Origin of the sequence: Antribacter soli (genome assembly GCF_021568775.1) — a bacterium.
GTDB classification, from domain to species: Bacteria; Actinomycetota; Actinomycetes; order Actinomycetales; family Cellulomonadaceae; genus Antribacter; species Antribacter soli.
In genome coordinates this window covers 40,700-64,515 of sequence record NZ_JAKGSG010000042.1, presented here as the reverse complement: position 1 = coordinate 64,515, position 23,816 = coordinate 40,700, and the positions used below count along the sequence as shown (strand labels likewise).

At 72.5% G+C, this 23,816-nt stretch carries 21 protein-coding genes; 10 read left to right on the top strand and 11 right to left on the bottom strand.

The genetic code is table 11. The annotated features are described in order from the left end of the window. Positions 1 to 2 precede the first annotated feature (2 nt). The 7 genes from kdpA to L1785_RS15690 all read left to right on the top strand — a co-directional run bounded on the left by kdpA (position 3) and on the right by L1785_RS15690 (position 8,867). A complete protein-coding gene (gene kdpA, locus L1785_RS15720; RefSeq protein WP_236090220.1) occupies positions 3 to 1,670 on the top strand; it encodes a potassium-transporting ATPase subunit KdpA in 1,668 nt (555 codons plus the stop codon). Next, positions 1,667 to 3,850 carry a potassium-transporting ATPase subunit KdpB gene (gene kdpB / locus L1785_RS15715; protein ID WP_236090219.1) on the top strand — a complete coding sequence of 728 codons (2,184 nt, stop codon included), beginning with the start codon at positions 1,667 to 1,669 and terminating at the stop codon, positions 3,848 to 3,850. The genes kdpA and kdpB overlap by 4 nt, the downstream gene beginning before the upstream one ends. Positions 3,851 to 3,875: 25 nt before the next feature. Continuing rightward, positions 3,876 to 4,544 (top strand): potassium-transporting ATPase subunit KdpC, encoded by a 669-nt coding sequence (gene kdpC, locus L1785_RS15710; protein WP_268915344.1) that lies wholly within the window; start codon positions 3,876 to 3,878, stop codon positions 4,542 to 4,544. Positions 4,545 to 4,548: 4 nt separating this feature from the next. Next, the gene (locus L1785_RS15705; protein WP_236090218.1) at positions 4,549 to 7,152 is read left to right on the top strand and encodes a DUF4118 domain-containing protein; all 2,604 of its coding nucleotides are present in this window, start codon (positions 4,549 to 4,551) and stop codon (positions 7,150 to 7,152) included. Beyond that, positions 7,149 to 7,877 (top strand): response regulator, encoded by a 729-nt coding sequence (locus L1785_RS15700; protein ID WP_308113347.1) that lies wholly within the window; start codon positions 7,149 to 7,151, stop codon positions 7,875 to 7,877. Before L1785_RS15705 ends, L1785_RS15700 begins: the two co-directional genes overlap by 4 nt. Positions 7,878 to 7,967: 90 nt before the next feature. Then, the gene (locus L1785_RS15695; protein ID WP_236090217.1) at positions 7,968 to 8,333 is read left to right on the top strand and encodes a TFIIB-type zinc ribbon-containing protein; all 366 of its coding nucleotides are present in this window, start codon (positions 7,968 to 7,970) and stop codon (positions 8,331 to 8,333) included. A gap of 225 nt (positions 8,334 to 8,558) precedes the next feature. Continuing rightward, positions 8,559 to 8,867 carry a DUF3175 domain-containing protein gene (locus tag L1785_RS15690; protein WP_236090216.1) on the top strand — a complete coding sequence of 103 codons (309 nt, stop codon included), beginning with the start codon at positions 8,559 to 8,561 and terminating at the stop codon, positions 8,865 to 8,867. Between the two features lie 88 nt (positions 8,868 to 8,955). Here the strand turns inward: L1785_RS15690 and L1785_RS15685 are convergent, their stop codons facing one another. The 3 genes from L1785_RS15685 to L1785_RS15675 form a co-directional block, all read right to left on the bottom strand. Continuing rightward, a complete protein-coding gene (locus tag L1785_RS15685) occupies positions 8,956 to 9,414 on the bottom strand; it encodes a SufE family protein (protein ID WP_236090215.1) in 459 nt (152 codons plus the stop codon). Next, on the bottom strand, positions 9,411 to 10,334 hold the full coding sequence (locus L1785_RS15680) for a sulfurtransferase (RefSeq protein ID WP_236090214.1): 924 nt from the start codon (positions 10,332 to 10,334) through the stop codon (positions 9,411 to 9,413). Before L1785_RS15680 ends, L1785_RS15685 begins: the two co-directional genes overlap by 4 nt. 195 nt (positions 10,335 to 10,529) lie before the next feature. Further along, positions 10,530 to 11,096: a hypothetical protein gene (locus L1785_RS15675; RefSeq protein ID WP_236090213.1), complete on the bottom strand. Its 567-nt coding sequence runs from the start codon at positions 11,094 to 11,096 to the stop codon at positions 10,530 to 10,532. A 322-nt stretch (positions 11,097 to 11,418) separates the two neighbouring features. Here L1785_RS15675 and L1785_RS15670 point away from each other — a divergent pair, with 322 nt between their 5' ends. Then, positions 11,419 to 12,744 carry a GAF domain-containing protein gene (locus L1785_RS15670; RefSeq protein WP_236090212.1) on the top strand — a complete coding sequence of 442 codons (1,326 nt, stop codon included), beginning with the start codon at positions 11,419 to 11,421 and terminating at the stop codon, positions 12,742 to 12,744. A 64-nt stretch (positions 12,745 to 12,808) separates the two neighbouring features. On the opposite strand, the gene L1785_RS15665 is transcribed toward L1785_RS15670, so the two are convergent. Then, on the bottom strand, positions 12,809 to 14,359 hold the full coding sequence (locus L1785_RS15665; protein ID WP_236090211.1) for a vWA domain-containing protein: 1,551 nt from the start codon (positions 14,357 to 14,359) through the stop codon (positions 12,809 to 12,811). A 279-nt stretch (positions 14,360 to 14,638) separates the two neighbouring features. Here L1785_RS15665 and exaC point away from each other — a divergent pair, with 279 nt between their 5' ends. Together exaC and L1785_RS15655 are read left to right on the top strand one after the other, a co-directional pair. Then, a complete protein-coding gene (exaC, locus tag L1785_RS15660) occupies positions 14,639 to 16,162 on the top strand; it encodes an acetaldehyde dehydrogenase ExaC (protein ID WP_236090210.1) in 1,524 nt (507 codons plus the stop codon). Then, positions 16,162 to 16,698, top strand: a complete 537-nt coding sequence (locus tag L1785_RS15655; RefSeq protein ID WP_236090209.1) for a DUF779 domain-containing protein — start codon at positions 16,162 to 16,164, stop codon at positions 16,696 to 16,698. Before exaC ends, L1785_RS15655 begins: the two co-directional genes overlap by 1 nt. A 48-nt stretch (positions 16,699 to 16,746) precedes the next feature. On the opposite strand, the gene L1785_RS15650 is transcribed toward L1785_RS15655, so the two are convergent. The 7 genes from L1785_RS15650 to L1785_RS15620 all read right to left on the bottom strand — a co-directional run bounded on the left by L1785_RS15650 (position 16,747) and on the right by L1785_RS15620 (position 23,767). Next, positions 16,747 to 17,028 (bottom strand): DUF3892 domain-containing protein, encoded by a 282-nt coding sequence (locus L1785_RS15650; protein WP_236090208.1) that lies wholly within the window; start codon positions 17,026 to 17,028, stop codon positions 16,747 to 16,749. A gap of 228 nt (positions 17,029 to 17,256) precedes the next feature. Continuing rightward, complete coding sequence (locus L1785_RS15645) at positions 17,257 to 18,702, bottom strand: family 43 glycosylhydrolase (RefSeq protein ID WP_236090207.1); 1,446 nt, start codon at positions 18,700 to 18,702, stop codon at positions 17,257 to 17,259. 11 nt (positions 18,703 to 18,713) lie between these two features. Beyond that, positions 18,714 to 20,207: a family 43 glycosylhydrolase gene (locus tag L1785_RS15640; protein WP_236090206.1), complete on the bottom strand. Its 1,494-nt coding sequence runs from the start codon at positions 20,205 to 20,207 to the stop codon at positions 18,714 to 18,716. Positions 20,208 to 20,363: 156 nt separating this feature from the next. After that, on the bottom strand, positions 20,364 to 20,831 hold the full coding sequence (locus L1785_RS15635; protein ID WP_236090205.1) for a hotdog fold domain-containing protein: 468 nt from the start codon (positions 20,829 to 20,831) through the stop codon (positions 20,364 to 20,366). Continuing rightward, complete coding sequence (locus tag L1785_RS15630) at positions 20,828 to 21,667, bottom strand: alpha/beta fold hydrolase (RefSeq protein WP_236090204.1); 840 nt, start codon at positions 21,665 to 21,667, stop codon at positions 20,828 to 20,830. The genes L1785_RS15635 and L1785_RS15630 overlap by 4 nt, the downstream gene beginning before the upstream one ends. Before the next feature lie 59 nt (positions 21,668 to 21,726). After that, positions 21,727 to 22,068 (bottom strand): metal-sensitive transcriptional regulator, encoded by a 342-nt coding sequence (locus L1785_RS15625; protein WP_372461876.1) that lies wholly within the window; start codon positions 22,066 to 22,068, stop codon positions 21,727 to 21,729. 34 nt (positions 22,069 to 22,102) lie between these two features. Next, positions 22,103 to 23,767, bottom strand: coding sequence for an FAD-dependent oxidoreductase (locus L1785_RS15620; RefSeq protein ID WP_236090203.1), 1,665 nt, complete (start codon positions 23,765 to 23,767; stop codon positions 22,103 to 22,105). Positions 23,768 to 23,816: the final 49 nt, after the last annotated feature.

The window sequence follows — 23,816 nt, the reverse complement described above, 5'->3', positions numbered from 1 at the left end:
CGATGACCACCCAGACCTGGGCGGCCGTGGCGCAGGTGCTGGTGCTCGTCGCCGCGCTGGCCGCCGTCCACGTGCCGCTCGGCGCGTACCTGGCCCGTGTCTACACCACCCCGAACCACCTGCCCGTCGAGCGGGCGTGGTACCGCGCCGTCCGCGTGGACCCGGACGCGGAGCAGCGCTGGAACGTCTACCTGCTGTCTGTTCTGGGCTTCTCCCTGATGTCCGTCCTCTTCCTGTACGCGCTGGGCCGGCTGCAGGCGTACCTGCCATGGAACCTCGGCTTCACCGGTCTGGACCCGGCGGGCGCCTGGAACACGGCGGTCAGCTTCGCCACGAACACCGACTGGCAGTGGTACTCGGGCGAGGCCGCGACCGGGCACCTGCTGCAGATGGCGGGCTTCGCCGTCCAGAACTTCGTCTCGGCGTCCGTCGGCTTGGCCGTGGCGATCGCCCTGGTCCGCGGGTTCGCCCGCTCCGGGACGGACGCCCGGATCGGGAACTTCTGGACGGACCTGACCCGGGGTGTGACCCGGATCCTCCTGCCGTTCTCGTTCGTCGCGGCGCTCGTCCTGGTGGCGTCCGGCGTGATCCAGAACCTGGACCCGCACACCGCGATCTCGACCGTGGAGGGCGCGACCCAGCACCTGCTCGGGGGCCCCGTCGCGTCCCAGGAGGCGATCAAGGACCTCGGCACGAACGGCGGCGGCTTCTTCAACGCGAACTCCGCGCACCCGTTCGAGAACCCGACCCCGTTCACGGACCTGTTCGAGATCTTCCTGCTGCTCGTCATCCCGTTCACGCTGCCCCGGACGTTCGGCATCATGGTCGGCGACCGCCGGCAGGGCTGGGCGATCCTCGGCGTCATGGCGAGCCTGTGGGCCGCCGCGCTCGTGCTCACGACGTGGGCCGAGCTCGCCGGGCCCGGTGCCGCCCCGCAGGCAGCCGGTGCCGCCATGGAGGGCAAGGAGACCCGCTTCGGTCTGGCGGCGAGTGCCCTGTTCGCCGTGTCGACGACGGCGACGTCGACCGGCTCGGTGAACTCGATGCACGACTCGTTCACCGCGCCCGGCGGCGGGGTCCTGCTGTTCAACATCCTCCTGGGCGAGGTCGCGCCGGGCGGCGTGGGCGCCGGCCTGTACGGCATGCTCGTGCTCGCGGTGGTCGCGGTGTTCGTCGCGGGGCTCATGGTGGGCCGCACGCCCGAGTACCTGGGCAAGAAGATCGGGCAGCGCGAGATGACGCTCGTCGCCCTCTACGTCCTGACGACGCCGGCGATCGTGCTGGTCGGCACCGGGCTGTCGGTGGTGCTGTCGCCGGGGATCGCGGGCATCCAGGAGGCCGGCCCGCACGGCCTGACCGAGGTGCTGTACGCCTTCGCGTCGGCGGGCAACAACAACGGGTCCGCGTTCGCGGGTCTGACCACCGGCACGCCGTACTACGACACCCTTCTCGGCGTGGCCATGCTGCTCGGGCGGTTCGTCCCGATCGCTCTCGTGCTCGCACTGGCGGGCCGCCTGGCCTCGCAGACCTCCGTCCCGCCGTCGGCGGGGACGCTGCCGACCCACCAGCCGCTCTTCGTGGGCCTGGTCGCCGCGGTCGCGCTCGTCGTGGTCGGTCTCACCTTCATCCCCGTCCTGTCCCTCGGCCCCGTCGTGGAGTCCCTGTCATGAGCACGACCGACACCCGTCCCGTCACCCCCACCTCCGCGGAGGTGCCCGACGGCGGCATCCGTCACCACTCGAAGCGCGGTCCGGCGGGCCGTGCGCTCACCTGGACGCAGGTCCGCGCGGCCCTCCCGGCGGCGCTGCGCAAGCTCGACCCGCGGCTCCTGTCCGGGTCGCCGGTCATGTTCGTCGTCGAGGTGGGTGCGGCGCTGACGACCGTCCTCGCGGTGATCCAGCCTGACGTCTTCGCATGGTGGATCACGGTGTGGCTCTGGGCCACGGTCCTGTTCGCGACGCTCGCCGAGTCCGTCGCGGAGTCGCGCGGCAGGGCGCAGGCCTCCACCCTGCGGGCCACGCAGCAGCAGACGACGGCGCGCAAGGTGGCCGCAGCACAGGACACGCTGGACACGGGTACGCGGCTCGACCTCCTCCCGACGGTCGAGGTCGCGTCCTCGTCGCTGCAGGTGCGCGACGTCGTCGTGGTCGAGGCCGGGGAGACGATCCCGGGCGACGGCGACGTGATCGAGGGCGTCGCGTCGGTGGACGAGTCGGCGATCACGGGCGAGTCCGCGCCGGTCATCCGTGAGTCCGGCGGCGACCGCTCGGCCGTCACGGGCGGCACCGTCGTGCTGTCCGACCGCATCGTGGTGCGGATCACGGCGCCCGCCGGGTCGACCTTCGTCGACCGGATGATCGCCCTGGTCGAGGGCAGCGAGCGCCAGAAGACGCCGAACGAGGTGGCGCTCAACATCCTGCTCACGTCGCTGACGATCGTCTTCCTCCTCGCGGTCGCGACCCTGCAGCCCTTCGCGGTGTACTCGGGGTCGCGGCAGTCCCTCCTCGTGCTCGTGGCGCTGCTGGTGTGCCTCATCCCGACGACGATCGGCGCGCTGCTGAGCGCCATCGGTATCGCCGGCATGGACCGGCTGGTGCAGCGCAACGTGCTCGCGATGTCGGGCCGGGCAGTCGAGGCCGCGGGTGACATCGACGTCCTGCTGCTCGACAAGACGGGCACCATCACGTACGGCAACCGGCGCGCGACGGAGGTCCTGCCCGTCGGGTCGATCGGCCCGCGCGACCTCGCGGCGGCGGCGCGGCTGGCGTCGCTGGCCGACGAGACTCCCGAAGGGCGCAGCATCGTCGACCTCGTCGACGCGACGTACGCCTCGAGCGGGGGCGAGCCGGACGAGCTGCCCGCCGGCGCCGAGCTGGTGCCGTTCACCGCGCAGACGCGCATGTCGGGCGTTGACCTGCCCGCCGGCGACGGCGGCCGCGGGGTGCGCCGCATACGCAAGGGCGCCGGCAGCGCGGTGCAGCGGTGGGTGCACAGCACCGGGGCGCACGTCCTGCCCGCCGAGGAGGCCGAGCTGGCGGCGCACGTCGACGCTGTCTCGCGCCTGGGCGGCACGCCGCTCGTGGTCGCGGAGCAGGTCGGGGAGGCGCCGGCGCGCATCCTCGGCGTCGTGCGGCTGAAGGACGTCGTCAAGACGGGCATGCGCGAGCGGTTCGACCAGCTGCGTGCGATGGGCATCCGCTCCGTCATGGTGACCGGGGACAACGTCGTGACGGCCCGCGCGATCGCCGCCGAGGCAGGCGTGGACGACGTGCTGGCCGAGGCCACGCCCGAGGACAAGCTCGCCCTGATCCGGCGGGAGCAGGAGGGCGGCCGGCTCGTGGCGATGGCCGGGGACGGCACGAACGACGCCCCGGCGCTCGCGCAGTCGGACGTCGGCGTCGCGATGAACACCGGCACGTCCGCTGCGAAGGAGGCCGGCAACATGGTCGACCTCGACTCGGACCCGACGAAGCTCATCGAGATCGTGGAGATCGGCAAGCAGCTCCTCATCACGCGCGGCGCGCTGACCACGTTCTCCGTCGCGAACGACGTGGCCAAGTACTTCGCGATCCTGCCGGCCATGTTCGTGGGGCTGTTCCCGCAGCTCGGCGTGCTGAACGTCATGCGGCTGTCCAGCCCTGAGTCCGCGATCCTCTCGGCGGTCATCTTCAACGCTCTCGTCATCCTGGCGCTGATCCCGCTGTCCCTGCGGGGCGTGCGCTACCGGCCGGCGTCGGCCTCGTCGCTGCTGCAGCGCAACCTGCTGATCTACGGCGTCGGCGGGCTGGTCGCCCCGTTCGTGGGCATCAAGCTCATCGACCTCCTGGTCTCGCTGCTCCCGGGTCTGTGACCCGGTGGCCCGAAAGGAACCTGACATGTCCACCACCACCGTCGCGGGCGACCTGGCGTCGTTCACACGGCAGGCGCTCGCGGGGCTGCGCATGCTGCTCGCCTTCACCCTCGTGCTCGGTCTCGGCTACCCGCTCGTGGTCACCGGGATCAGCCAGCTCGCTGTGCCGTGGCAGGCGAACGGCTCGCTCGTGCGGGCCGACGGCTCGCACGTCGACCGGCGCGGCGGGGACGTCGTCGGCTCGGCCCTGATCGGTCAGGGCTTCGAGGGCGAGCAGTGGTTCCACCCCCGCCCGTCCGCGGCGGGCGAGGGCTACGACACCCTCTCGTCCGGTGGGTCCAACCTGGGGCCGCTCAACCCCGGCCTCGTCACCGCGATCGACGAGCGGCGTGCCGCGGTCGCGGCAGAGGACGGGGTCGACCCGGCCGACGTCCCGGCCGACGCGCTGACGGCCTCGGCATCGGGTCTCGACCCGCACATCAGCCCGCAGTACGCGGCGATCCAGGTGGCGCGCGTCGCGCAGGCACGCGGCCTGTCCGACGACGTCGTGGCCGGACTGGTCGCGGAGCACACCGCCGGCCGCGACCTGGGCGTGCTGGGCGAGCCGCGCGTGAACGTGCTCGAGCTGAACCTCGCGCTCGCCGCCCTCGGCGGCGCCGACGCCGACGGGACGCAGGGCAGTGCCGCAGACTGAGGACATGAACAACCGTCGGGGCCGCCTGACCGTGTACCTGGGGGCGGCTCCCGGCGTGGGCAAGACCTACGCCATGCTCGACGAGGCGGAGCGGCGCTGCGCCCGGGGCACGGACGTGGTGATCGGCCTCGTCGAGACGCACGGCCGCGCCGCCACGATCGCCAGGATCGGCGACCTCGAGATCGTGCCCCGCAGGCTCGTGGAGCACCGCGGCACGATGCTCACCGAGCTCGACGTCGAGGCCGTGCTGCGGCGCGCGCCCCAGGTCGTCCTCGTCGACGAGCTCGCCCACACCAACGCGCCCGGGTCGGCGCACCCGAAGCGCTGGCAGGACGTGCACGACCTGCTCGACGCCGGGATCGACGTCGTCACCACGGTCAACGTGCAGCACCTCGCGTCGCTGACCGACGACGTCGAGGCGATCACCGGCGTGCGCCAGCGGGAGACGGTCCCCGACCAGGTGGTCCGTGAGGCCGACCAGATCCAGCTCGTGGACCTCTCGCCCGAGCAGCTGCGACGCCGGCTCGCGCACGGCAACGTCTACCGCGCCGAGCAGATCGACGCGTCCCTGTCGTCGTACTTCCGGCTCGGGAACCTCACCGCGCTGCGCGAGCTCGCCCTGCTGTGGCTCGCGGACCGCGTCGACGACGCCCTGACCCGGTACCGCGCAGACCACGCGATCTCCGGCATCTGGCCCGCCCGCGAGCGGATCGTCGTGGCCGTCACCGGAGGTCCGGAGACGGCGACGCTGCTGCGCCGCGGCGCCCGGATCGCGCAGCGCGCGGCCGGCGCCGAGCTGCTCGCGGTCCACGTCCTGCCGACCGACGGGCTGCCGTCGACCCCGCCGGCCACCATCGCCTCGTACCGGGCGCTCACGGAGTCGCTCGACGGGACGTTCCACACGGTGGTCGGCGAGGACGTCCCCCGGGCGGTCGTCGACTTCGCACGCGGCGTGAACGCCACCATGATCGTCGTGGGCGTCTCGCGCCACCCGGTGTGGCGGCAGGCGCTGCTCGGCTCGTCCAGCGCGGAGATCGCCCGCCTGTCGGAGGCGATCGACGTGCACCTCGTGACGCACGAGCAGGCGCGCGCCGGCGCCCGCCGGCAGTCGCGGTTCTCGTCGCTCTCACCGCGACGGCGGCTCGCCGGCTGGGTGTCGACCGTGGCCGTGCCCGTCGCACTCACGGCGTTCTTCCTGCTCCTCGACCGCGACGAGCAGAACCTGCCGAGCCACCTCATGATCTACCTGGCGGGCGTGGTCGCCGTCGCGATCGTGGGCGGGCTGTGGCCGGCCCTGGTCACCGCCGTGGTCTCGTTCGTGCTGCTGAACTGGTTCTTCACGGAACCCACGGGACGGCTGATCATCCACCAGCCGGAGGACGTGCTGGCGCTCGTGGTGTTCGTGCTCGTGGCCGGGGCCGTGGCGTCCGTCGTCGACCTCGCCGCTCGCCGCAGCGCGCAGGCCTACCGGGCACGGGCCGAGGCGTCGACCCTCGCGGCGCTGTCCCGGTCCGTCCTGTCGGGCGAGGACACGGCGCAGGCGATCGTGCAACGGCTCGCGGTGACCTTCGCCGTCGCCGACGTGCGCCTCGAGGAGCGCGACGACGAGCGTGCCCCCTGGGTCGCCGTCGCCGTGACGACCCGCGGCCCAGCCTCGGACGCGCCCGGCACCACCGTGACCGAGGTCGCGATCGACGAGCGGCATCGGCTCGTCCTTGCCGGCCGCGCGCTGCCGGCGAGCGACCGGGAGGTCGTCGAGGCGTTCGGGGCCCAGGCCGGAATCGTCCTGGAGCACCGTCGCCTGCGTGAGCAGGCCGCCCAGGCGCAGGCGCTCGAGCAGGCCGAGGCCACGCGCACCGCGCTGCTCGCGGCGGTCTCGCACGACCTGCGCACGCCGCTGGCGGCGATCCGCGCGGCCGTCGACGGGCTGTCGTCGCCCGACGTCGAGCTGGACCCGGAGGACCGGGACGCGCTGACCCGCACCATCGGCGAGTCCACCGGCCGCCTCGAGCGGCTCATCGGCAACCTCCTCGACCTGTCGCGCCTGCAGACCGGTGCCGTCCGGCCCGCGCTGCGCCCCGCCTCCCTCGAGGAGGTGGTGCCCGTCGCGGTGGAGCCCTGGCTGCCCGCCCTGACGCTCGACGTCCCCGAGGACCTCCCGCTCGTCCAGACCGACCCGGGGCTGCTGGAGCGCGTCGTGGCGAACGTGGTCTCGAACGCGGTCCGGCACGCCCCGCCGGGCCGGCCGGTGCTGGTCACGGCGTCGGCGACCAGGGACGAGGTCGAGCTGCGCGTCGCCGACGCGGGACCGGGCGTACCCGACGACCGGAAGGAGACGATGTTCGAGCCGTTCCAGCGCCTCGACGACACCACCGGGCCGGGACTCGGGCTCGGGCTCGCGGTCGCGGCGGGCCTGTCGGGGGCCGTCGGGGCACGGATCGCCGCCGAGGACACGCCCGGCGGCGGCCTGACCATGGTGCTCACGGTCCCGCGTTCCGTGCCCGACGTCGGGCCGGTCTCCCCGGGCGGACCGGGCACCGCCCGCGAGGAGTCCGTCGGCGCCGACGACCCCGACACCGTCGCCGCGTACGAGGAGCCGGCCCGGTGAGCGAGACGAGGGGGGAGACGGTGCAGGACGGTGAGCAGCCGGCGTCGGGCAACCGCGTGCTCGTCGTGGACGACGACTCCGGGCTGGCTCGTGCCCTCTCGATCAACCTGCGCGCCCACGGCTGGGACGTGATCGTCGCGCCGACGGGCGCGGCGGCGCTCGACGCGGCAGCGTCGGGCCGACCCGACGTCGTGCTGCTCGACCTCGGCCTGCCAGACATGTCCGGGCTGGACGTCATCGCCGGGATCCGGGGATGGACGCGGGTGCCGATCGTGGTGCTGTCGGCCCGGCAGCTCGGCGACGACAAGGTCGACGCGCTGGACGCCGGGGCCGACGACTACGTGACCAAGCCGTTCGCGATGAACGAGCTTCTGGCACGCCTGCGGGCCGCGGTCCGGCGCGCCCGCCCCGTCGACGCCGACGAGCCCGTGATCGAGGCGGGCGAGCTGCGGATCGACCTCGCGCGCCGGGTCGTGTCCCGCGCCGGCGAGGACGTGCGGCTCAGCCCCACCGAGTGGGCGCTGCTCGAGGTGCTGGTGCGCAACCGCGGCCGTATGGTCGGGCGACAGCAGCTCCTGCGCGAGGTCTGGGGTCCCGCCTACTCGACGGAGACCAACTACCTGCGGGTCTACACCGCGCAGCTGCGCCGTAAGCTCGAGGCCGACCCCGCGCACCCGCGGCACCTGCTCACCCACCCGGGGGCGGGCTACCGCTTCGAGGAGTGAGCTGCGGGAACCGTGGGCGGGGGCCGGGCGTTGGTCCCCACAGGCCGACGACCGGTCGGGTGACCCCGGCCGACGACAGAGGAGGACCCGATGCTGTGCCCTGCCGACCAGTCCATGCTCGTGATGACCGAGCGCAAGGGCGTCGAGATCGACTACTGCCCGACCTGCCGCGGAGTGTGGCTCGACCGCGGTGAGCTCGACAAGATCATCGACCGGGTCGAGACCGAGGCCGGGCAGGCGCCCGGCGCGGCGCTCCCCGGCGCTGCGGCGGCGTACCCGGCCGGAGCGGGCGCTCCGCCGGCCGCACCCGCGCCCGCGTACGGCTACGACGACCGTGCGCGCGACGACCGGTACCGCGACGAGCGCTACCGGGACGACCGGTACCGCGACGAGCGCGGCTACGGCCACAAGAAGAAGCGCAAGGAGTCGTTCCTCGAGGACCTCTTCGACTTCTGACCGGACGGGCTGTCTCTGCCGACGGGCCGGCTGTCTCGGCAAGGCGTGACCGCCGAGACGGTCGGCGGTCCCCCTCTCGCCTCTCACAGCGGGGGGCGGGACCGGGCGGGGCGGCCGGCCGGGTGACTTCACCCCTGACAGACCGCCGCGGCACGGGCGTTGCGCAGATCTGATGTTCTGACCCGACGGGCGGCGAGCGCCTGCGGGGCGGCCGACGATTGGTGAGTGGCACAGGACAGGCAGCGCGACCGGGAGGACGACGAGCCCGGACGCTGGTCGCAGGACGTCACCGAGCACAGCGACGCCCTCGACCTCGAGGAGGGCGTGTTCACCTGGGACGACCCGGTGCGCGTGGCCGCGTCGCTCAAGCACTCCGCCGAGGTGAGCACCCGCCGCAAGGGCACGCCCTATCAATCGGCGATGTCGATGCTGACCTTCTACATCAACCGGGCGGGCGATCACCTCGACGACGAGCAGCGCGACGTGCTGGAGCGCGCAAAGACGGAGCTGCGCAGGGCGTTCGGGCGGGAGTGACCCGGCCCGGAGGACGCGATGACTACCTCGGCACCGTTCTGTCGCCGAGACAGTCACTCCGTCGGACGGGATTCCTCTGCCGAGACAGTCACACCGTCCGGGCCGCGAGCTGCTCCCGCACCTGGCGCTTGGCGCGCGTCAGCATGCCGGCCATGCCGTTGAGCCGCAGCAGGCTCACGCTCTTCGTGAGCCCGAACATGAGCGGCAGGTCGTCCGGCAGGTCGAGGACCTCCTGCGCGGTCAGCCCGGTGAGCCCCTGCGCGAGGATCGACGCGAATCCGCGTGTGGTGGGTGCCTCCTCCGGTGCGGTGGCGTGGAAGGCGACCACTCCGGCGTCGTCCACCTCGGTGAAGGCGTAGACGGGGGACTGGCACTCCTGGACGCGTTCGAGGAGCTCGGGCGCGTCCGCGTAGCGGGCGGGCAGCGGCGGCAGCTCGTACGAGACCTCCAGCAGGAGCTGGAGGCGGTCGCGCTCGGGGACCTCGAGGAAGGCGTCGCGAAGCTCCGCGAAGGCCGCGGGCAGCTCGGCGGTCGGTGCGGTGGTCATGCGGTCATTCCCTGCGGCGCGGCGCCGGTGGCCGTGCCCGGCTCGGTCCCCTGCTGGATGGGCACCCGCACCGCGTTCCCCCACTCCGTCCACGAACCGTCGTAGTTGCGCACGTTCGTGTACCCGAGCAGGTGGGTGAGCGCGAACCAGGTGTGGCTGGAGCGCTCGCCGATGCGGCAGTAGGTGATGACGTCGTCGTCGGGCGACATGCCGAGGCCGGCCGTGTAGATCGCGTCGAGCTCGGCGCGGGTCTTGTAGGTGCCGTCCTCCGCGACCGCCGTCGCCCACGGGACGCTGCGCGCCGTCGGGATGTGGCCGCCGCGCAGCACGCCCTCCTCCGGGTAGTCGGGGATGGCGATGCGCTCGCCCGTGTACTCCTGCGGGGAGCGGATGTCGACGAGCGGACCGTGGCCGAGGTGCGCCAGCACCTCGGCCTTGAAGGCGCGGACGGTGTGGTCGTCGCGCTCGACCACGGGGTAGTCGACCGGCGCGGGCGCAGGGACGTCCGTGGTCAGCTCGCGGCCCTCCGCGGCCCACACGCCGCGGCCGCCGTCGAGCAGCCGCACGTCAGGGTGGCCGAACAGCGTGAACACCCACGCGGTGTACGCGGCCCACCAGTTGTTCTTGTCGCCGTAGAGCACCACCGTGGTGTCGCGGGTGATGCCCTTGGCGCTCATGAGGGCGGCGAAGCCGGCGCCGTCGAGGTAGTCGCGGATGACCGGGTGCTGGAGCTCGGTGTGCCAGTCGACCTTCACGGCGCCGGGGATGTGGCCCGTCTCGTAGAGCAGCACGTCCTCGTCGGACTCCACCACGACGAGGCCGGGGTCCTTCAGGTGGTCGGCCAGCCACTGCGTGGTGACGAGACGCTCCGGGTGCGCGTACTCCGCGAGCTTCGCCGCGGGATCGGTCGGGGCGGGCATGAGTTCCTCCTCTTTCGGTGCTTCCGGTTCCACCCTAGGAACACAAGCGGGCGAGGAAAAGATCCCGCGGCCCGATCGCGGCCCGATCGCGGCCCGATCGCGGCCCGATCGCCGCCCGGCCGCGGCCCAGCCGCGGCCCAGCCGCGGCCCGCCTGGGTGCGCCGCGCCGGATCGCCGCGGCGCACCCGGGCGACCTCAGCGGGCCGCCGCCTCGATGAGGGGACGGGCGTCTGCGACGAGGTCGACAGCCCGCCTGAGGTCCTCCGCGGCCCACCGCAACGACTCGTCGATCAGCTCGGCCTGCCGCAGCCGGGCCTCGGCGTGATGGATGGTCGCGGGCGGGTCGCCCGCGACGCGCTGCCGGGCGGCCGCACGCGCCGCCTCGAGTGCCCGGGCGAGGGTCTCGCGTGCCGCCGGGTCGGCGTCGTGAGACGTGGCGTAGACCGACTCGGCGACGTCGAGAGTGATGCCGAGGTCGTCCGCGGTGCGGTACGTCGTGACGGCCTGCCGGTCGAGCCGGAAGGCGAGCGACTCGAGACGCTCGGCCGAGTCCGCACGCGCGCCCGAGACGACGAGTGTGAGCGCAAGGGCGACGCCTGTGAGAACGGCGGCGCCGGCGAACCAGGGGCGTCTGGCACGTGCGCCGGCAAGCTCGGACCCGTCGCCGTCCGGTGTGTCGTGCGCGTCCTTCGCGCGTGTGGTGGTGGTGTCTTCCTGTGGACCCGCGACTCTCCGGGCCGGTGGCGCAACAGTGGTGTCCAACTCGTTCCCCCTGAACGATCGGTCCGACCTGCAGCACCGAGCTCGTGGCTCGTCCGGGACCGCCCGTGGCCGCACCCCGGGGTTCCGGGACACGACCGCCCCCTGGCTCCGGGCGGTCCCGATTGCCTGAGGGTAGGGCCGCCGCCGGGATGGCGCTCGCCGAGCCTGTGATCCGGTCCAATCGGGCGGAAATTGCCCCTGAAGTGCGATAACGCTTTCCCAGCCGGGGCGCCTTTGGGGCAGGAAGGTGCAGAGGTGCCTAGACTCTCGGGGGAGTGGCAGGAGCTCGACGACGACGTCGGACGCAAGCCTCGGAGGCGGCATGGTCCCGGACAGCACGGACGGGCGCAGCGCCGCGCCCGTGGCGCTCCACCGCGACGCGCGCTGGGTGCGCGAGGCGTACGAGAGGTTCGTCGGCTCGGGCGGACGACGGGCGCCGGAGGGCATCGACCCGGTGGTTGCCGAGTCCTGGCGCCGGAGCCTGCGCTCCGGCGTGGACCCGGACGGCCCGGACGGCGACGGCGGCCTCGCCGACGCCGACCTGGAGGACCACCGCAGCCGCCACCCGCTCGCGGTCGCGATGCCGCTCGTCCGCGACCTGACCGGCGCCGCCACGAGCGAGGGCCTCGTCGTGGCCGTGTCCGACGAGGGCGGCCGGCTGCTCTGGGTGGAGGGCCGGGGCGCGGGACGCCGCACGGCCGACCGCGTGGGCTTCGTCGAGGGTGCGGTGTGGCGCGAGGAGCTGGTCGGGACCAACGCCCCCGGCACGGCGCTGGCCACGCGCCGGCCGGTCCAGGTGATCGGGGCCGAGCACTTCTGGCGGCCGGTGCAGGGGCTGAGCTGCACGGCCGCCCCGGTCCACGATCCCGTCACGGGCGGCGTCCTCGGCGTCCTCGACGTCACCGGAGGTCGCGTCGCGGCCTCGCCGGTCGCCCTGTCCCTGGTGCGCGCCACGGTGGCGAGCGTCGAGCGCGAGCTCGCCGCCCGCTCCGCCACGCTGCCCGACGCCGGCCGCACGCCCTGGGTGGACGGGCCCGACCTCTCCCGGGGAGGGGTGGGGCGGCGGACGGCGGGGCCCGAGCTCCAGGTGCTGGGCCCGCCCGCCCTGCGCGGACGCCCCCTGGCGCTGCGGCACGCCGAGATCCTGCTTCTGCTCGCCGAGCATCCGCGGGGCCTGTCCGCCGAGGAGCTCGCCGTGCTGCTGCACCCCGGCGACCTCTCGCTCGTCGCCATCCGCGCGGAGGTGTCGCGGCTGCGCCGGGCCGTGGGGGCGGTGCCGGGCGGCCCCCTGCTCGCCGGTTCCCGGCCGTACCGGCTCGCCCGGCCCCTCGCGACGGACGCAGCGACGGTCCGCGACCTGCTCGCGCGCGGTGACGTGCGCGGGGCGCTGGCCGCCTACCCCGAGCAGGTGCTTCGGCGCTCGGTCGCGCCGGGGGTGGAGCGGGTGCGCGACGAGCTCGCCGCCGAGGTGCGGGCGGCGGTCCTCGCCGCCCGCGACATCCGCGTGGTCGAGGCGTGGGCTGCTCGCGACGAGGGCGCCGACGACCACGCCGCCTGGAGCCTGCTCGCCCGGCTCGCCGCCCCGGGCACGCCCCGCGCGGCGCGTGCGAAGGCCCGCCTGGCCCTGCTGGACCGCGACCTCTCTTGACTGTCTCGTCGCCGAGATAGTCACTTCGTCGGACGGAGTGACTACCTCGGCGGAACGCGTGCCGTCAGTCCAGGCGGGAGAACGCGTCCACCAGGTCGACGAACTCCTGCCGCAGGCCGTAGGGGTCCTCGCCCAGCGCGTCCGACGCCCGCTCGTGGACGGCGGCGAGGCTCGCGCCGGCCTTGTGCTCGGAGTCGATCGCGATCAGTCCGAGTTCCACGACGGCGGACGCGAACCGGAAGTCCGCCGTCGGCCGGTCCGTGTACGCCTCGGCGCCCACGGGGACCACGACCTCGGTGCTCTCGGCGCCGCCGGGCTGCTTGTAGCGGACATGGACGGTCAGGTAGTCCGTGCTCGTGCCGGGCTGCGGGTCCTGGTAGTCGAGACCGTCGGCGACGGCACCGGCAGCGGGCACCAGCTCGTAGAACGCCGTCACCGAGTGCCCGGCGCCGACGTCACCCGCGTCCTTGGCGTCGTCGTCGAAGTCCTCGTTCTCGAGACGCCGGTTGTCGTATCCGATCAGGCGGTACTGCGCCACGGTCGCCGGGTTGAGCTCGACCTGCAGCTTGAGGTCCTGCGCGACGACGAACATCGTCGAGCCGAACTCGTCGACCAGGACCTTCCGGGCCTCGTCGAGAGTGTCGATGTAGGCGTAGTTCCCGTTCCCGTGGTCCGCGATCGCCTCCATGGTGTTGTCCTTCAGGTTGTACATCCCGAAGCCGAGCACCGAGACGTACACCCCCGAGGCCCGCTTCTCCTCGATGAGCTCCGTGAGCTGCTCGGGAGTCGACAGCCCCACGTTGAAGTCGCCGTCCGTCGCGAGGACGACGCGGTTGTTCCCGCCCTCGATGAAGTTCTTCTCGGCGAGCTCGTACGCGGTGACGATGCCCGCCGCCCCGCCCGTGGACCCGCCGGCCTCCAGGCTCTCGAGGTGCTCCACGAGCCGCTCGTGCTCGGACCCCGGCACGGAGTCGGCGACCACCCGCTCGGACCCGGCGTACGTCACGATCGAGACGACGTCGTCCTCGTCGAGCTGTTCCACGAGCAGGGCGAACGACTCGGCGAGGAGCGGCAGCTTGTTGGCCTCGTCCATCGACCCGGACACGTCGAGCAGGAAGACGATGTTGTTGCCCTCCGACGTGGGGATCGCCTCCGTGGCCTGCACGCCGACCATGGCGAGCTGGTGCTCGGGGTTCCACGGGGCGGCCGCGACCTGCGTCGTGACCGTGAACGGGTGCTCGGCGTCCGGCCGCGGCGCCGGGTAGTCGTAGTCGAAGTAGTTGACGAGCTCCTCGATGCGCACGCCCTCGGGCGCGACGCCCTGGTTCACCTGGCGGCGCAGGTTGCTGTACGACGCGGTGTCGACGTCGGCCGAGAAGGTCGACAGGGGGCTCGTGGCGACGTCCTTGAACGGGGTCTCGGGGGAGTCGTCGTACTCCTCCTGGGGGTCCGTCGGGACGTCGCGCCACTCCTCCTGCGGGGCGGCGGGGAACGCCACGGAGGCGTCCTCCGAGTACGCCCCGGACTCGCCGGAAGAGCAGGCTGCCAGCCCCAGGACCAGGGCCGTCACGGCAATCCTGATCGGCAGGGCGGTCGTGCGGTGTCGTGCAGCCATCGCGGTACCTCGTCTCGGGTGGTAACTCGTCGGTGGTGCCTCGTCGTGGTCCCCAGTCTCAGCGCGCGCGCCGGAGGACCACCAGCACAGAGCGGTCACGCTCTCGTCTCCCTTGTGTCTCGGCCGACCGGCCCTTTGCAGGGCGCCGTGGGTTGCAACCCTGCTGCAACCCTCGCGTGCCTACCGTGCCCGGGACCGGGTGCGACGGTGCGCCCGGGCGGGCGACCGGCGTCGGACAGGGGCCGGCGCCCGAGGCGAACGACTGCGAGGAGGCAGCGCATGACCGTCTACGCAGCCCCCGGCACCGCCGGGGCGATCGCGACCTACAGGGAGCGCTACGACCACTGGATCGGCGGCGAGTACGTGCCGCCGGCGAGCGGGAGGTACTTCGAGAACCCCAGCCCGGTCAACGGGCGGACGTTCACCGAGGTGGCGCGCGGCGACGCCGACGACATCGAGCGGGCGCTCGACGCCGCCCACGGCGCGGCGCCCGGCTGGGGTCGCACGACCGTCTCGGCGCGCGCCGACGTGCTCAACAAGATCGCCGACCGCATGGAGGCGCACCTCGAGGAGCTCGCCGTCGCGGAGACGTGGGAGAACGGCAAGCCCGTGCGCGAGACGCTCGCCGCCGACCTGCCGCTCGCCATCGACCACTTCCGCTACTTCGCGGGCGCGATCCGTGCGCAGGAGGGGTCGATCAGCGAGATCGACGAGGACACGATCGCGTACCACTTCCACGAGCCCCTGGGCGTGGTCGGGCAGATCATCCCGTGGAACTTCCCGATCCTGATGGCGACCTGGAAGCTGGCGCCGGCGCTCGCGGCGGGGAACACCGTGGTGCTCAAGCCGGCGGAGCAGACGCCCGCCTCGATCCTCTACCTCATGGACCTGATCGGGGACCTGCTGCCGCCGGGCGTCGTGAACGTCGTCAACGGCTTCGGGGTGGAGGCGGGCAAGCCGCTCGCGTCCTCGTCGCGGATCCGGAAGATCGCGTTCACGGGCGAGACCACGACGGGCCGCCTGATCATGCAGTACGCCTCGCAGAACATCATCCCGGTGACGCTGGAGCTGGGCGGGAAGAGCCCCAACATCTTCTTCTCCGACGTGGCCGCCGAGCGCGACGAGTTCTACGACAAGGCGCTCGAGGGGTTCACGATGTTCGCCCTCAACCAGGGCGAGGTGTGCACGTGCCCGTCGCGGGCGCTCGTCCAGTCGGACATCTACGACCAGTTCCTCGGAGACGCGCTCGAGCGGACGCGGGCGATCAGGCAGGGCAACCCGCTCGACACCGAGACGATGATCGGCGCGCAGGCGTCCAACGACCAGCTCGAGAAGATCATGTCGTACATCGACATCGGCAAGGCCGAGGGGGCGAAGGTCCTCGTCGGAGGCACGCGGGCCGAGCTGGGTGGCGAGCTCGAGGGCGGCTACTACGTGACGCCCACGATCTTCGAGGGCAAGAACAGCATGCGGATCTTCCAGGAGGAGATCTTCGGCCCCGTCGTCGCGGTCACCGAGTTCTCCGACTTCGACGACGCGATCAAGATCGCGAACGACACCCTGTACGGCCTCGGCGCCGGCGTGTGGTCGCGCTCCGGGCAGACGGCGTACCGGGCGGGCCGGGCGATCGAGGCCGGCCGCGTGTGGACCAACTGCTACCACGCCTACCCGGCCGCGGCGGCGTTCGGCGGGTACAAGGGCTCGGGTGTGGGACGCGAGAACCACAAGATGATGCTCGACCACTACCAGCAGACGAAGAACCTCCTCGTCTCCTACGCGCCGCAGAAGCTGGGCTTCTTCTGATGGGCGCGGCGCCCGGCGGCGACCCGGTGGACGCGGGAGGGCCGACGGCGTCGGGCAGCGCCTCCCGGGTGGACCTCACCGCCGCCGCAGCCGGGCTGCTCGCCCGGCTGCGGCGGCAGCACGGCGAGCTGATGTTCCACCAGTCCGGCGGGTGCTGCGACGGGTCGTCGCCCATGTGCTACCCGGACGGCGACCTCCTGATCGGCGACGCGGACGTGCACCTCGGGGACCTGGCCGTGGCCGACGGCGGGGCCGTGGCCGACGGCGGGGCCGTGGCCGACGGCGGGGCCGTGGCCGACGGCGGGGCCGTGGCCGACGGCGGGGCCGTGCCGGGTGAGCCCGGTGGCTCCGGAGGCGGTTTCGTCGTGCCCGTGTGGATGAGCCGCGCGCAGTTCGAGTACTGGAAGCACACCCACCTGACGATCGACGTGGTGCCGGGCAGGGGGGCAGGGTTCAGCGTCGAGGCGCCCGAGGGCGTGCGGTTCGTCATCCGGTCGCGACTGCTGACCGACGCGGAGTGGACGGCGCTGGCCTGATGCCTGGCCGGCCGGCGGGGCGCTGCTGCCTCGCCGGCCGGCCAGGCGTCAGTACCTGGGCAGGCGCAACAGGTCGTCGGTCTCGTAACCCCCGTCGACGGCGGCGATGTACCTGCCCCCGTTCGGCGTGGTCTTGGCGACGACGTCCTTCTGGTTGTGGTTGCGCTCGTTGAACGTCCGGAAGGGTGTGCCCTTCCGGATCGCTGCGTGGATCGACTCGATCGACTCCGAACGAAGCGGACCGGTCGTGATGGACGAGCAACGGACCTCGACCACGTGCTCGTTGGACGTACCTGGGTCGGCGACGCGGACGTAGCGAATGAACGGCATGGCTGGCACCCCTATGTGTTGCGTTCCCCCCGTACAGGGAAAGGGTGTCCAGCGACCCGTTCGTGACGCCGGAAGCGGGTGAAATGGGTGTAACTCACCCACGGGTGAAGAAACGGACTTCACCCGGCGTGTCGTCAGCGCGTCGGCGCACGTTCCACGGTGTGGGTGCCGCTCCCGGGCTGGGAGCGGCACCCACACCGTTCTGGCGAAGACGCTCGGTGCGTCCCGTCAGCCCCGGCGCCAGAGCTGAGCGCCGACCCCGTTGCACGTGTACATCGAGAGCCGCGCGCCGTTCGCAGCATCCCACGCGTAGTTGTCGAGGCACAGCCCGGACGCGCGGTTGCGAAGGGAGAACCAGCCGCTGCCCTGGTCGACGATCGACCAGTCCTGGGCCGTCCCGCCGTTGCAGGACCACAGGCCGACGTCGGCGTTGAGCGCTGCCGAACCGTTCAGGTTGTCGAGGCACTTGGAGGCGTGCAGGTTCTTGATGCGGTAGTACCCGCCGACGTAGCTGAACTCCCACTTCTGCACGGCTGCGGTACTGCACGTGTAGAGCTTGACGAGGGCGCCGTTGGCCGTGTTCCAGTCGTAGTCGTCGACGCACTTGTCGCTGTACTGCCCCCGGATTCCCGGCTGCCCGGAGCCGGTCGCCTGTGGCTGGCCGAAGAACGGGTAGCCGTCCGCCGCCCAGTACAGCTGCTGGACCCGGGTGTGCCGGTTGGGGTCCGTCAGGGCGTCCGGGGTCGGCGTCGCGTAGTCGCGGGCGTGGTAGACGAGGATGTCCGTGACGCCGTCCTCGGCGACGGTGAAGCTGCCGTGGCCGGGCCCGTAGACGCCGTTCGCCGTCTGGAAGACCGGCGTCGACCTCTTGGTCCACGAGGACGCGGACAGCAGGTCGGCCGACGCCGACGCGGAGACCAGGCCGAGCTTGTACCGGGAGTCGGTGGCAGACGCCGAGTACGCGATGAAGACCCGCCCGTTCTTCACGATCGGTGACGGGCCCTCGACCACGCCGGCGACGCCCTCCATCTCCCAGGAGTAGCTGGGCCGCGCGATCTCGATCGCCGTTGCGGTGTCGATCGTCGTCGGGGACGTCATCCGCGCCAGGTACATGTGGCTGTTGTAGCTCGTGCTGGGGCTGTCCTGCGCCCACGCGAAGTACCGGGTGCCGTTCAGTGTGAACGACGCCGGGTCGAGCTGGAAGGACTCCCAGCCCGTCGTCAGGCGCTGCGGTGCCGACCACGTGCCCGTCGTCGGGTCCGCCGACGTGTTGCGCATCCAGTAGAGACGCTGCGCGAACTGCGAGGAGCTGGGCGACGCCGAGAAGTACAGGTACCAGGCGCCGTCCACGTACTGGATGTCAGGCGCCCAGATCCAGCCGCTCAGGTTGCCGCTGGACGGCGCGGTGAACGCGGTGACCGGTGTGGCCGAGCCGAGGCCCGCGAGAGTCTGCGACCGGCGCAGCTCGACGCGCTTGTAGTCCGGCACGGACGCGGTCATGTAGTAGTAGCCGTCGGTGTGCTTGTAGATCGCCGTGTCGGCGCGCTGCTCCACGATCGGGTTCGGGACGTCGATGTACTGGGCGGACGCCGGAGCGAGGGGCACGAGGGCGAGGGCGATCAGGGCAGCAGCGCCGGAGGCGAGGATGCGGCGCGCGCGAGAGAGCAGGGTCATGTCGTTTCCTTTCAGCCGATCGACCAGTGCTGCACGGTGTTGCCGTTGCAGGTCCACTGGCGGATCTCGGCACCGGCGGTGGTGCCGAATTGGTAGTCGTCCAGGCACAGGCCGCTGTGCCGGTTGCGGATCGTCGACCAGCCGCTGCCGACGTCGGTGATCTCCCACTGCTGGACGTCGAGCCCGTTGCAGGTCCACTGACGGACCTCAGCCCCGGGCTCGGTGCCGAAGTTGTAGTCGTCCAGGCACAGACCGCTGTTCCGGTTCTTGATCTGGAAGTACCCCTCGGCGGCGTAGTCGAGGTACCAGTCCTGGACGGCGGCCGTGCTGCAGGTCCACTGGCGCACCTCCGCGCCGGGGTTCGTCGCCCAGTTGTAGTCGTCGAGGCACAGGTTGCTGTAGCGGTTCTTGATCGACTGCCCGTTGGTCGAGCCGTCCTCGCCCGACGGGCCGGTCAGGACGGTCGCCGTCGACACGGGAACCCCGAGGTTGGGCGTGCCGTCGCCGTTCCAGGAGATCTTCTGCACCCGGGTCCTGCGGGTCGTGCCGCAGCCGGCCGACGCCGAGCTGTTCGCGTGGTACGCGATCCAGGTCTCCTTGCCGTCCGGCGACTTGAAGAACGTGTGGTGGGCGGGCCCGTAGACGCCGTTGGCGTCGTTGCGCTCGAAGATCGGCGTCGTCTTCTTGGTCCAGCTGCTCTGCGAGAGCGGGTCGGTGCCCGTGTACTCGAGCATGCCGATCTTGTAGTTCGGGCCCCAGCAGGCGCTCGCCGAGTAGGTGAGGAACGTCCGGCCGTCGCGCTGCAGCGCGGTCGGCCCCTCGTTCACGGCGCCCTCCTGCGTCTCCCAGGCGAGGGTCGGGGCGGAGATGCGGGTGCCGAAGGCGGAGACCTGCCACGGTGAGCTCATCGGGGCGATGAAGACCGACTGCAGGTTGTCCGAGCCGAACGCCGAGAACATGAAGTAGTCCGCCCCGTCGAGGCGCAGGACGCTGCCGTCGATCGCCCAGCCGCCGTTCGGCATGAGGTTGAGGACGCCCTTGTACGTGTACGGGCCCATCGGGTCGTTCCCGGCGCTCTCCAGCACGTGGGTCTGGCGGGTGCCGCCCGCGGAGGAGGAGGGTTCGGCCGAGTAGTAGAGGTACCACCGCAAGCCGTTGGGCCCGTCGAGCTGGTGCAGCTCGGGGGCCCACATGGTGCAGCAGCCGTTGGCCTGGTTGATGGTGAAGACGGTCCTCTCGGCGGCGGCGCCGAGGCCCTCCAGCGTGCTGGAGGTCCGCATCACGATGTTCGAGTTCCACGTGGTCGCGGCGTAGTAGTACTTGCCGTCGTGGACACCGACCCAGGGGTCGGCGCTGATCGCCGAGTCGACGAGCGGGTTGGTGACCGGCGTGCCGGTCACGGCCTGGGCCTGCTGGATCGCCGTCGCGGTGACGGTCAGGGCCAGCGCGAGCGCCAGCAGTGCCGCGAGCCACCGGGGCAGCGAGGGGGCAAGGGATGAGTGCACGAGATGACTCCTGTGTCAGTCGGCAATGTGAGCGCTAACATCGCGCAGTCTGGCGGAGTTCGCTCAATCCCGTCAAGGCGTGTTTTCGAGCAAACGTTTACGTTGCCGACGACCTGACGACGGCGGCCCGCCGGCCGAGCAACCCGTGCCGTCGCCTCAGCGGGTGGGTTTGTCCGTGACCCAGAGACGGATGACGCCCTCGGCGACCACGACGCCGTCGGCCCGCCGTGCTGTGACCCGCACCGGGAGGTCGGGCTCGTCCGAGGCCCACTGGCCGGGGTCGGTCTCGGCCACGCAGGTGATGTCGCTCGAGGACCTGGCGGTGTAGGCGATGTCCATCCCCTTCGGGATCCACCGTCTGCCCGGCGGGACGCTCGCCTCGGCCAGCGCGCCCATCGCCGCCTCCAGCCCGTTGCAGACCGCGATCGCGTGGACGGTGCCGATGTGGTTCCGCACCGCCCAGCGCTGGGGCACCACGAGCTCGGCGTAGCTGGGGCGGACCTCGACGAAGCGCGGGCGGACGCTCGCGAAGTAGGGGGCCTTGAGGCTGAAGCCCAGGCTGAAGAGCCTCTTGCCCAGCGGCTTGCCCTCGAGCTTGCGCCACATCGCGTACACCTGCGTCATGCCGGTGACCCTATCGGGGTGCCTGCCTCCTCGACCCGGTCCAGCCACTCGTCGACCAGCGCCTCGAACAACGCCGGCTGCTCGATCTGCAGGTTGTGTCCGGCGCGGTCGAGCACGGCGAACGTGGCGCGCGGGTAGTGCTCCAGGATCTGCCAGGCATCGGCGTAGCCGGTCGAGGCGTCCTGCCGGCCGAGGAGGAAGAGGGTGGGCCGCTCGTACGGACGCGGCTCGAGCGGGAACGTCCCGGTCCAGGTGGCGCGGATGCGGGCGGTGGCCCCGGCGTCGGCGGCGGTCAGGCCGGGCACGACCTCGTCGAGGAAGCGCTGCCACGTGGCGGGCGTCTGGATCACGCCGACGTCGTCGGCGTCGAGCACCTCCGCGCCGATCTGCGCGACGAGCTCCGGGTCGCGCACGAGCACGCGGTACGGCGGCACCGCCCGCTCGGCGTGCTCGGCGACGATCATCGGGCACAGCAGGCCCAGGCCCTTCACACGGTCCGGCTCGGCCGCTGCGAGGCCGCGCGCCAGGTACCCGCCGTACGACTCGCCGAGCGCCACGTACGGCCCGGGCACGAGCGCGTCGATCGCCGCGCGGACGACGTCGAAGACCGTGTCGGTGCTCCCGACCCCGGGCGGCGCGACCGTGGCCCCCATGCCCGGCAGGTCGAGGTAGATGCGGCGCCAGCCTGGGCGGCGGCGGGCGAACAGCGGCTCGAACGGGCCCGTCATGATCCGGTGGTCGACCGGGAACCCGTGCAGGAACACCGCCGTCGGCGCCCCCGCGGCGGGGCCGTGCTCGACATAGTGGACCCGGGTGCCGGCTGTCTCGACGAACATCCGGTCACCCTATCGAGGCCCGGGCTCGAGCCGTCGCCTCATTTCGGGGACGGGCCTGGTCAGGCCAGCGTGAGGAACAGCTTCTCCAGCTCCTCGACCGTGAGGCTGTCCTCGCCGGGCTCCTCGCTCAGGCACTCGCGCATCGCGTGCGACACGATCGTGAACCCGGCCCGGTCGAGCGCGCTGGAGACCGCCGCGAGCTGCGTCACCACCGTGCGGCAGTCCGACCCGGCCTCCACCGCGGCGATCACGGCGGTGAGCTGACCCTGGGCGCGGCGCAGGCGGTTCAGGACCTTGCGGGTGTCGTCGGCGGTGCCGGCCGGGCCGCGGGTGCCGGCCGCGCCGGGGGTGCCGGCCGCGCCGGGGGTGCCGGCCGCGCCGGCCGGTGTGGTGTCCTTCATGAGGTCCTCGTCTCGTGGTCGGGGGGTTCGGGGCTCACCCGGCGGCCTTCGTGCGGTCGGCGGATCGTGCCGCCGTGCCCGCGGACCAGGTGAGGTAGCCGCCGTCGAGGTTGTGCACGTCGTAGCCGAGCTGGCCCAGCAGGCGAGCGGCCGTGTGGCCCCGCTGGCCCACCTGGCAGTGCACCACGACCGGTTGGCGGGCCGGCAGCTCCGCGTGCCGCGTGCGCAGCTCGTCCAGCGGGAGGTTACGGGAACCGGGGATCCCGCCGGCGGCGTGCTCACCGGGGCTGCGGACGTCGATGAGCGTGGCCCCGCCGGTCATGGCGTCGTCGAGCTCGTGCCACTGGAGCGTGCGCGTCACGCCCCGCGCGACGTTCTCGGCCACGTAGCCGGCCAGGTTCACGGCGTCCTTGGCCGAGCCGTACTGCGGGGCGTACGCGAGCTCGAGCTCGGAGAGGGACGACGCCGTGAGGCCGGCCGTCATGGCGGTGGCGATCACGTCGATCCGCTTGTCCACGCCGTCGCCGCCGACGATCTGGGCGCCGAGGATCGCGTCGTCCGCGGGGTCGACGAGCAGCTTGAGCGCCATCTGCTCGGCGCCGGGGTAGTAGCCGGCGTGCGAGGTGGGGTGCGTGTGGATCACACGGTGCGGCCGGTCGGACGCCCGTAGGCGCGACTCGCTCCAGCCCGTCATCGCGACCGTCGACCCGAGCACTCCCACGATCGCGGTGCCGAGCGCAGGACGGGCCGGCGTCGGGACGCCCGCGATGGCGTCCGCCGCGGCGCGACCGTGCCGGTTCGCGAGCCCCGCCATCGTCACGAGAGTCGCCGCGCCGCCCACATGATCGGTCTTCTCGACGCCGTCGCCCACCGCGTAGATCGCAGGGTCGTCGGTGCGCTGCAGCTCGTCGACCGCGACACCTCCGGTCGGCCCGAGCCGCAGGCCCGCGGCGACCGCCAGCTCCGTGGCGGGACGGACCCCGGTCGCCTCGACGACGAGGTCGGCGGCGAGGCGCGTGCCGTCGGACAGGAGGACGTGCCCAGCCTCCGCGCCTGCGATCGTGGTGCCGGTGCGGACGTCCACACCGTGGGAGCTCAGGGTGGCGAGGACGGGGGCCGCCATCTCGGGATCCAGCGGCGCGAGCACCTGCGCGCCGCGCTGGACCAGTGTCACGGTCGCGCCGCGCCGCACCAGGTTCTCCACGGCCTCGAGGCCGATGAATCCGGCGCCGACGACGACGACGTCGGCCGGGCGGCCCGTCACGTCGGCCAGGACGGCGGTGATCGCGTCCACGTCGTCGATTGTGCGCAGGGTGCGGGTGGGGACGCTCCCCGCGAGCGGCTCCCGGGTCGCCGCGGCGCCCGCCGCGAGCACCAGGTGGTCGTACTGCTCCTCGGAGGTGCGGCCGGTGCGCAGGTCGGTCACGTGGACGACCTTGCGCTCCCGATCGATCGCCGTCGCCTCGTGCTCGACCCGCACGTCCAGGCCGAAGCGCGCTGCGAGCGACTCCGGCGTCTGGAGCAGGAGCGACGAGCGCTCGGAGATGACCCCGCCCACGTAGTAGGGCAGGCCGCAGTTCGCGAAGGACACGTACCGGCCGCGCTCCAGGACCACGATCTCCATGTCCTCGTCGAGCCGTCGCAGCCGGGTCGCCGCGGACATGCCGCCCGCGACGCCGCCGATGATCAGTGTGCGCATACGAGCAGCATACCCCCCGGGGTATGCTGCTCCGCGTATCGTCTCCCGA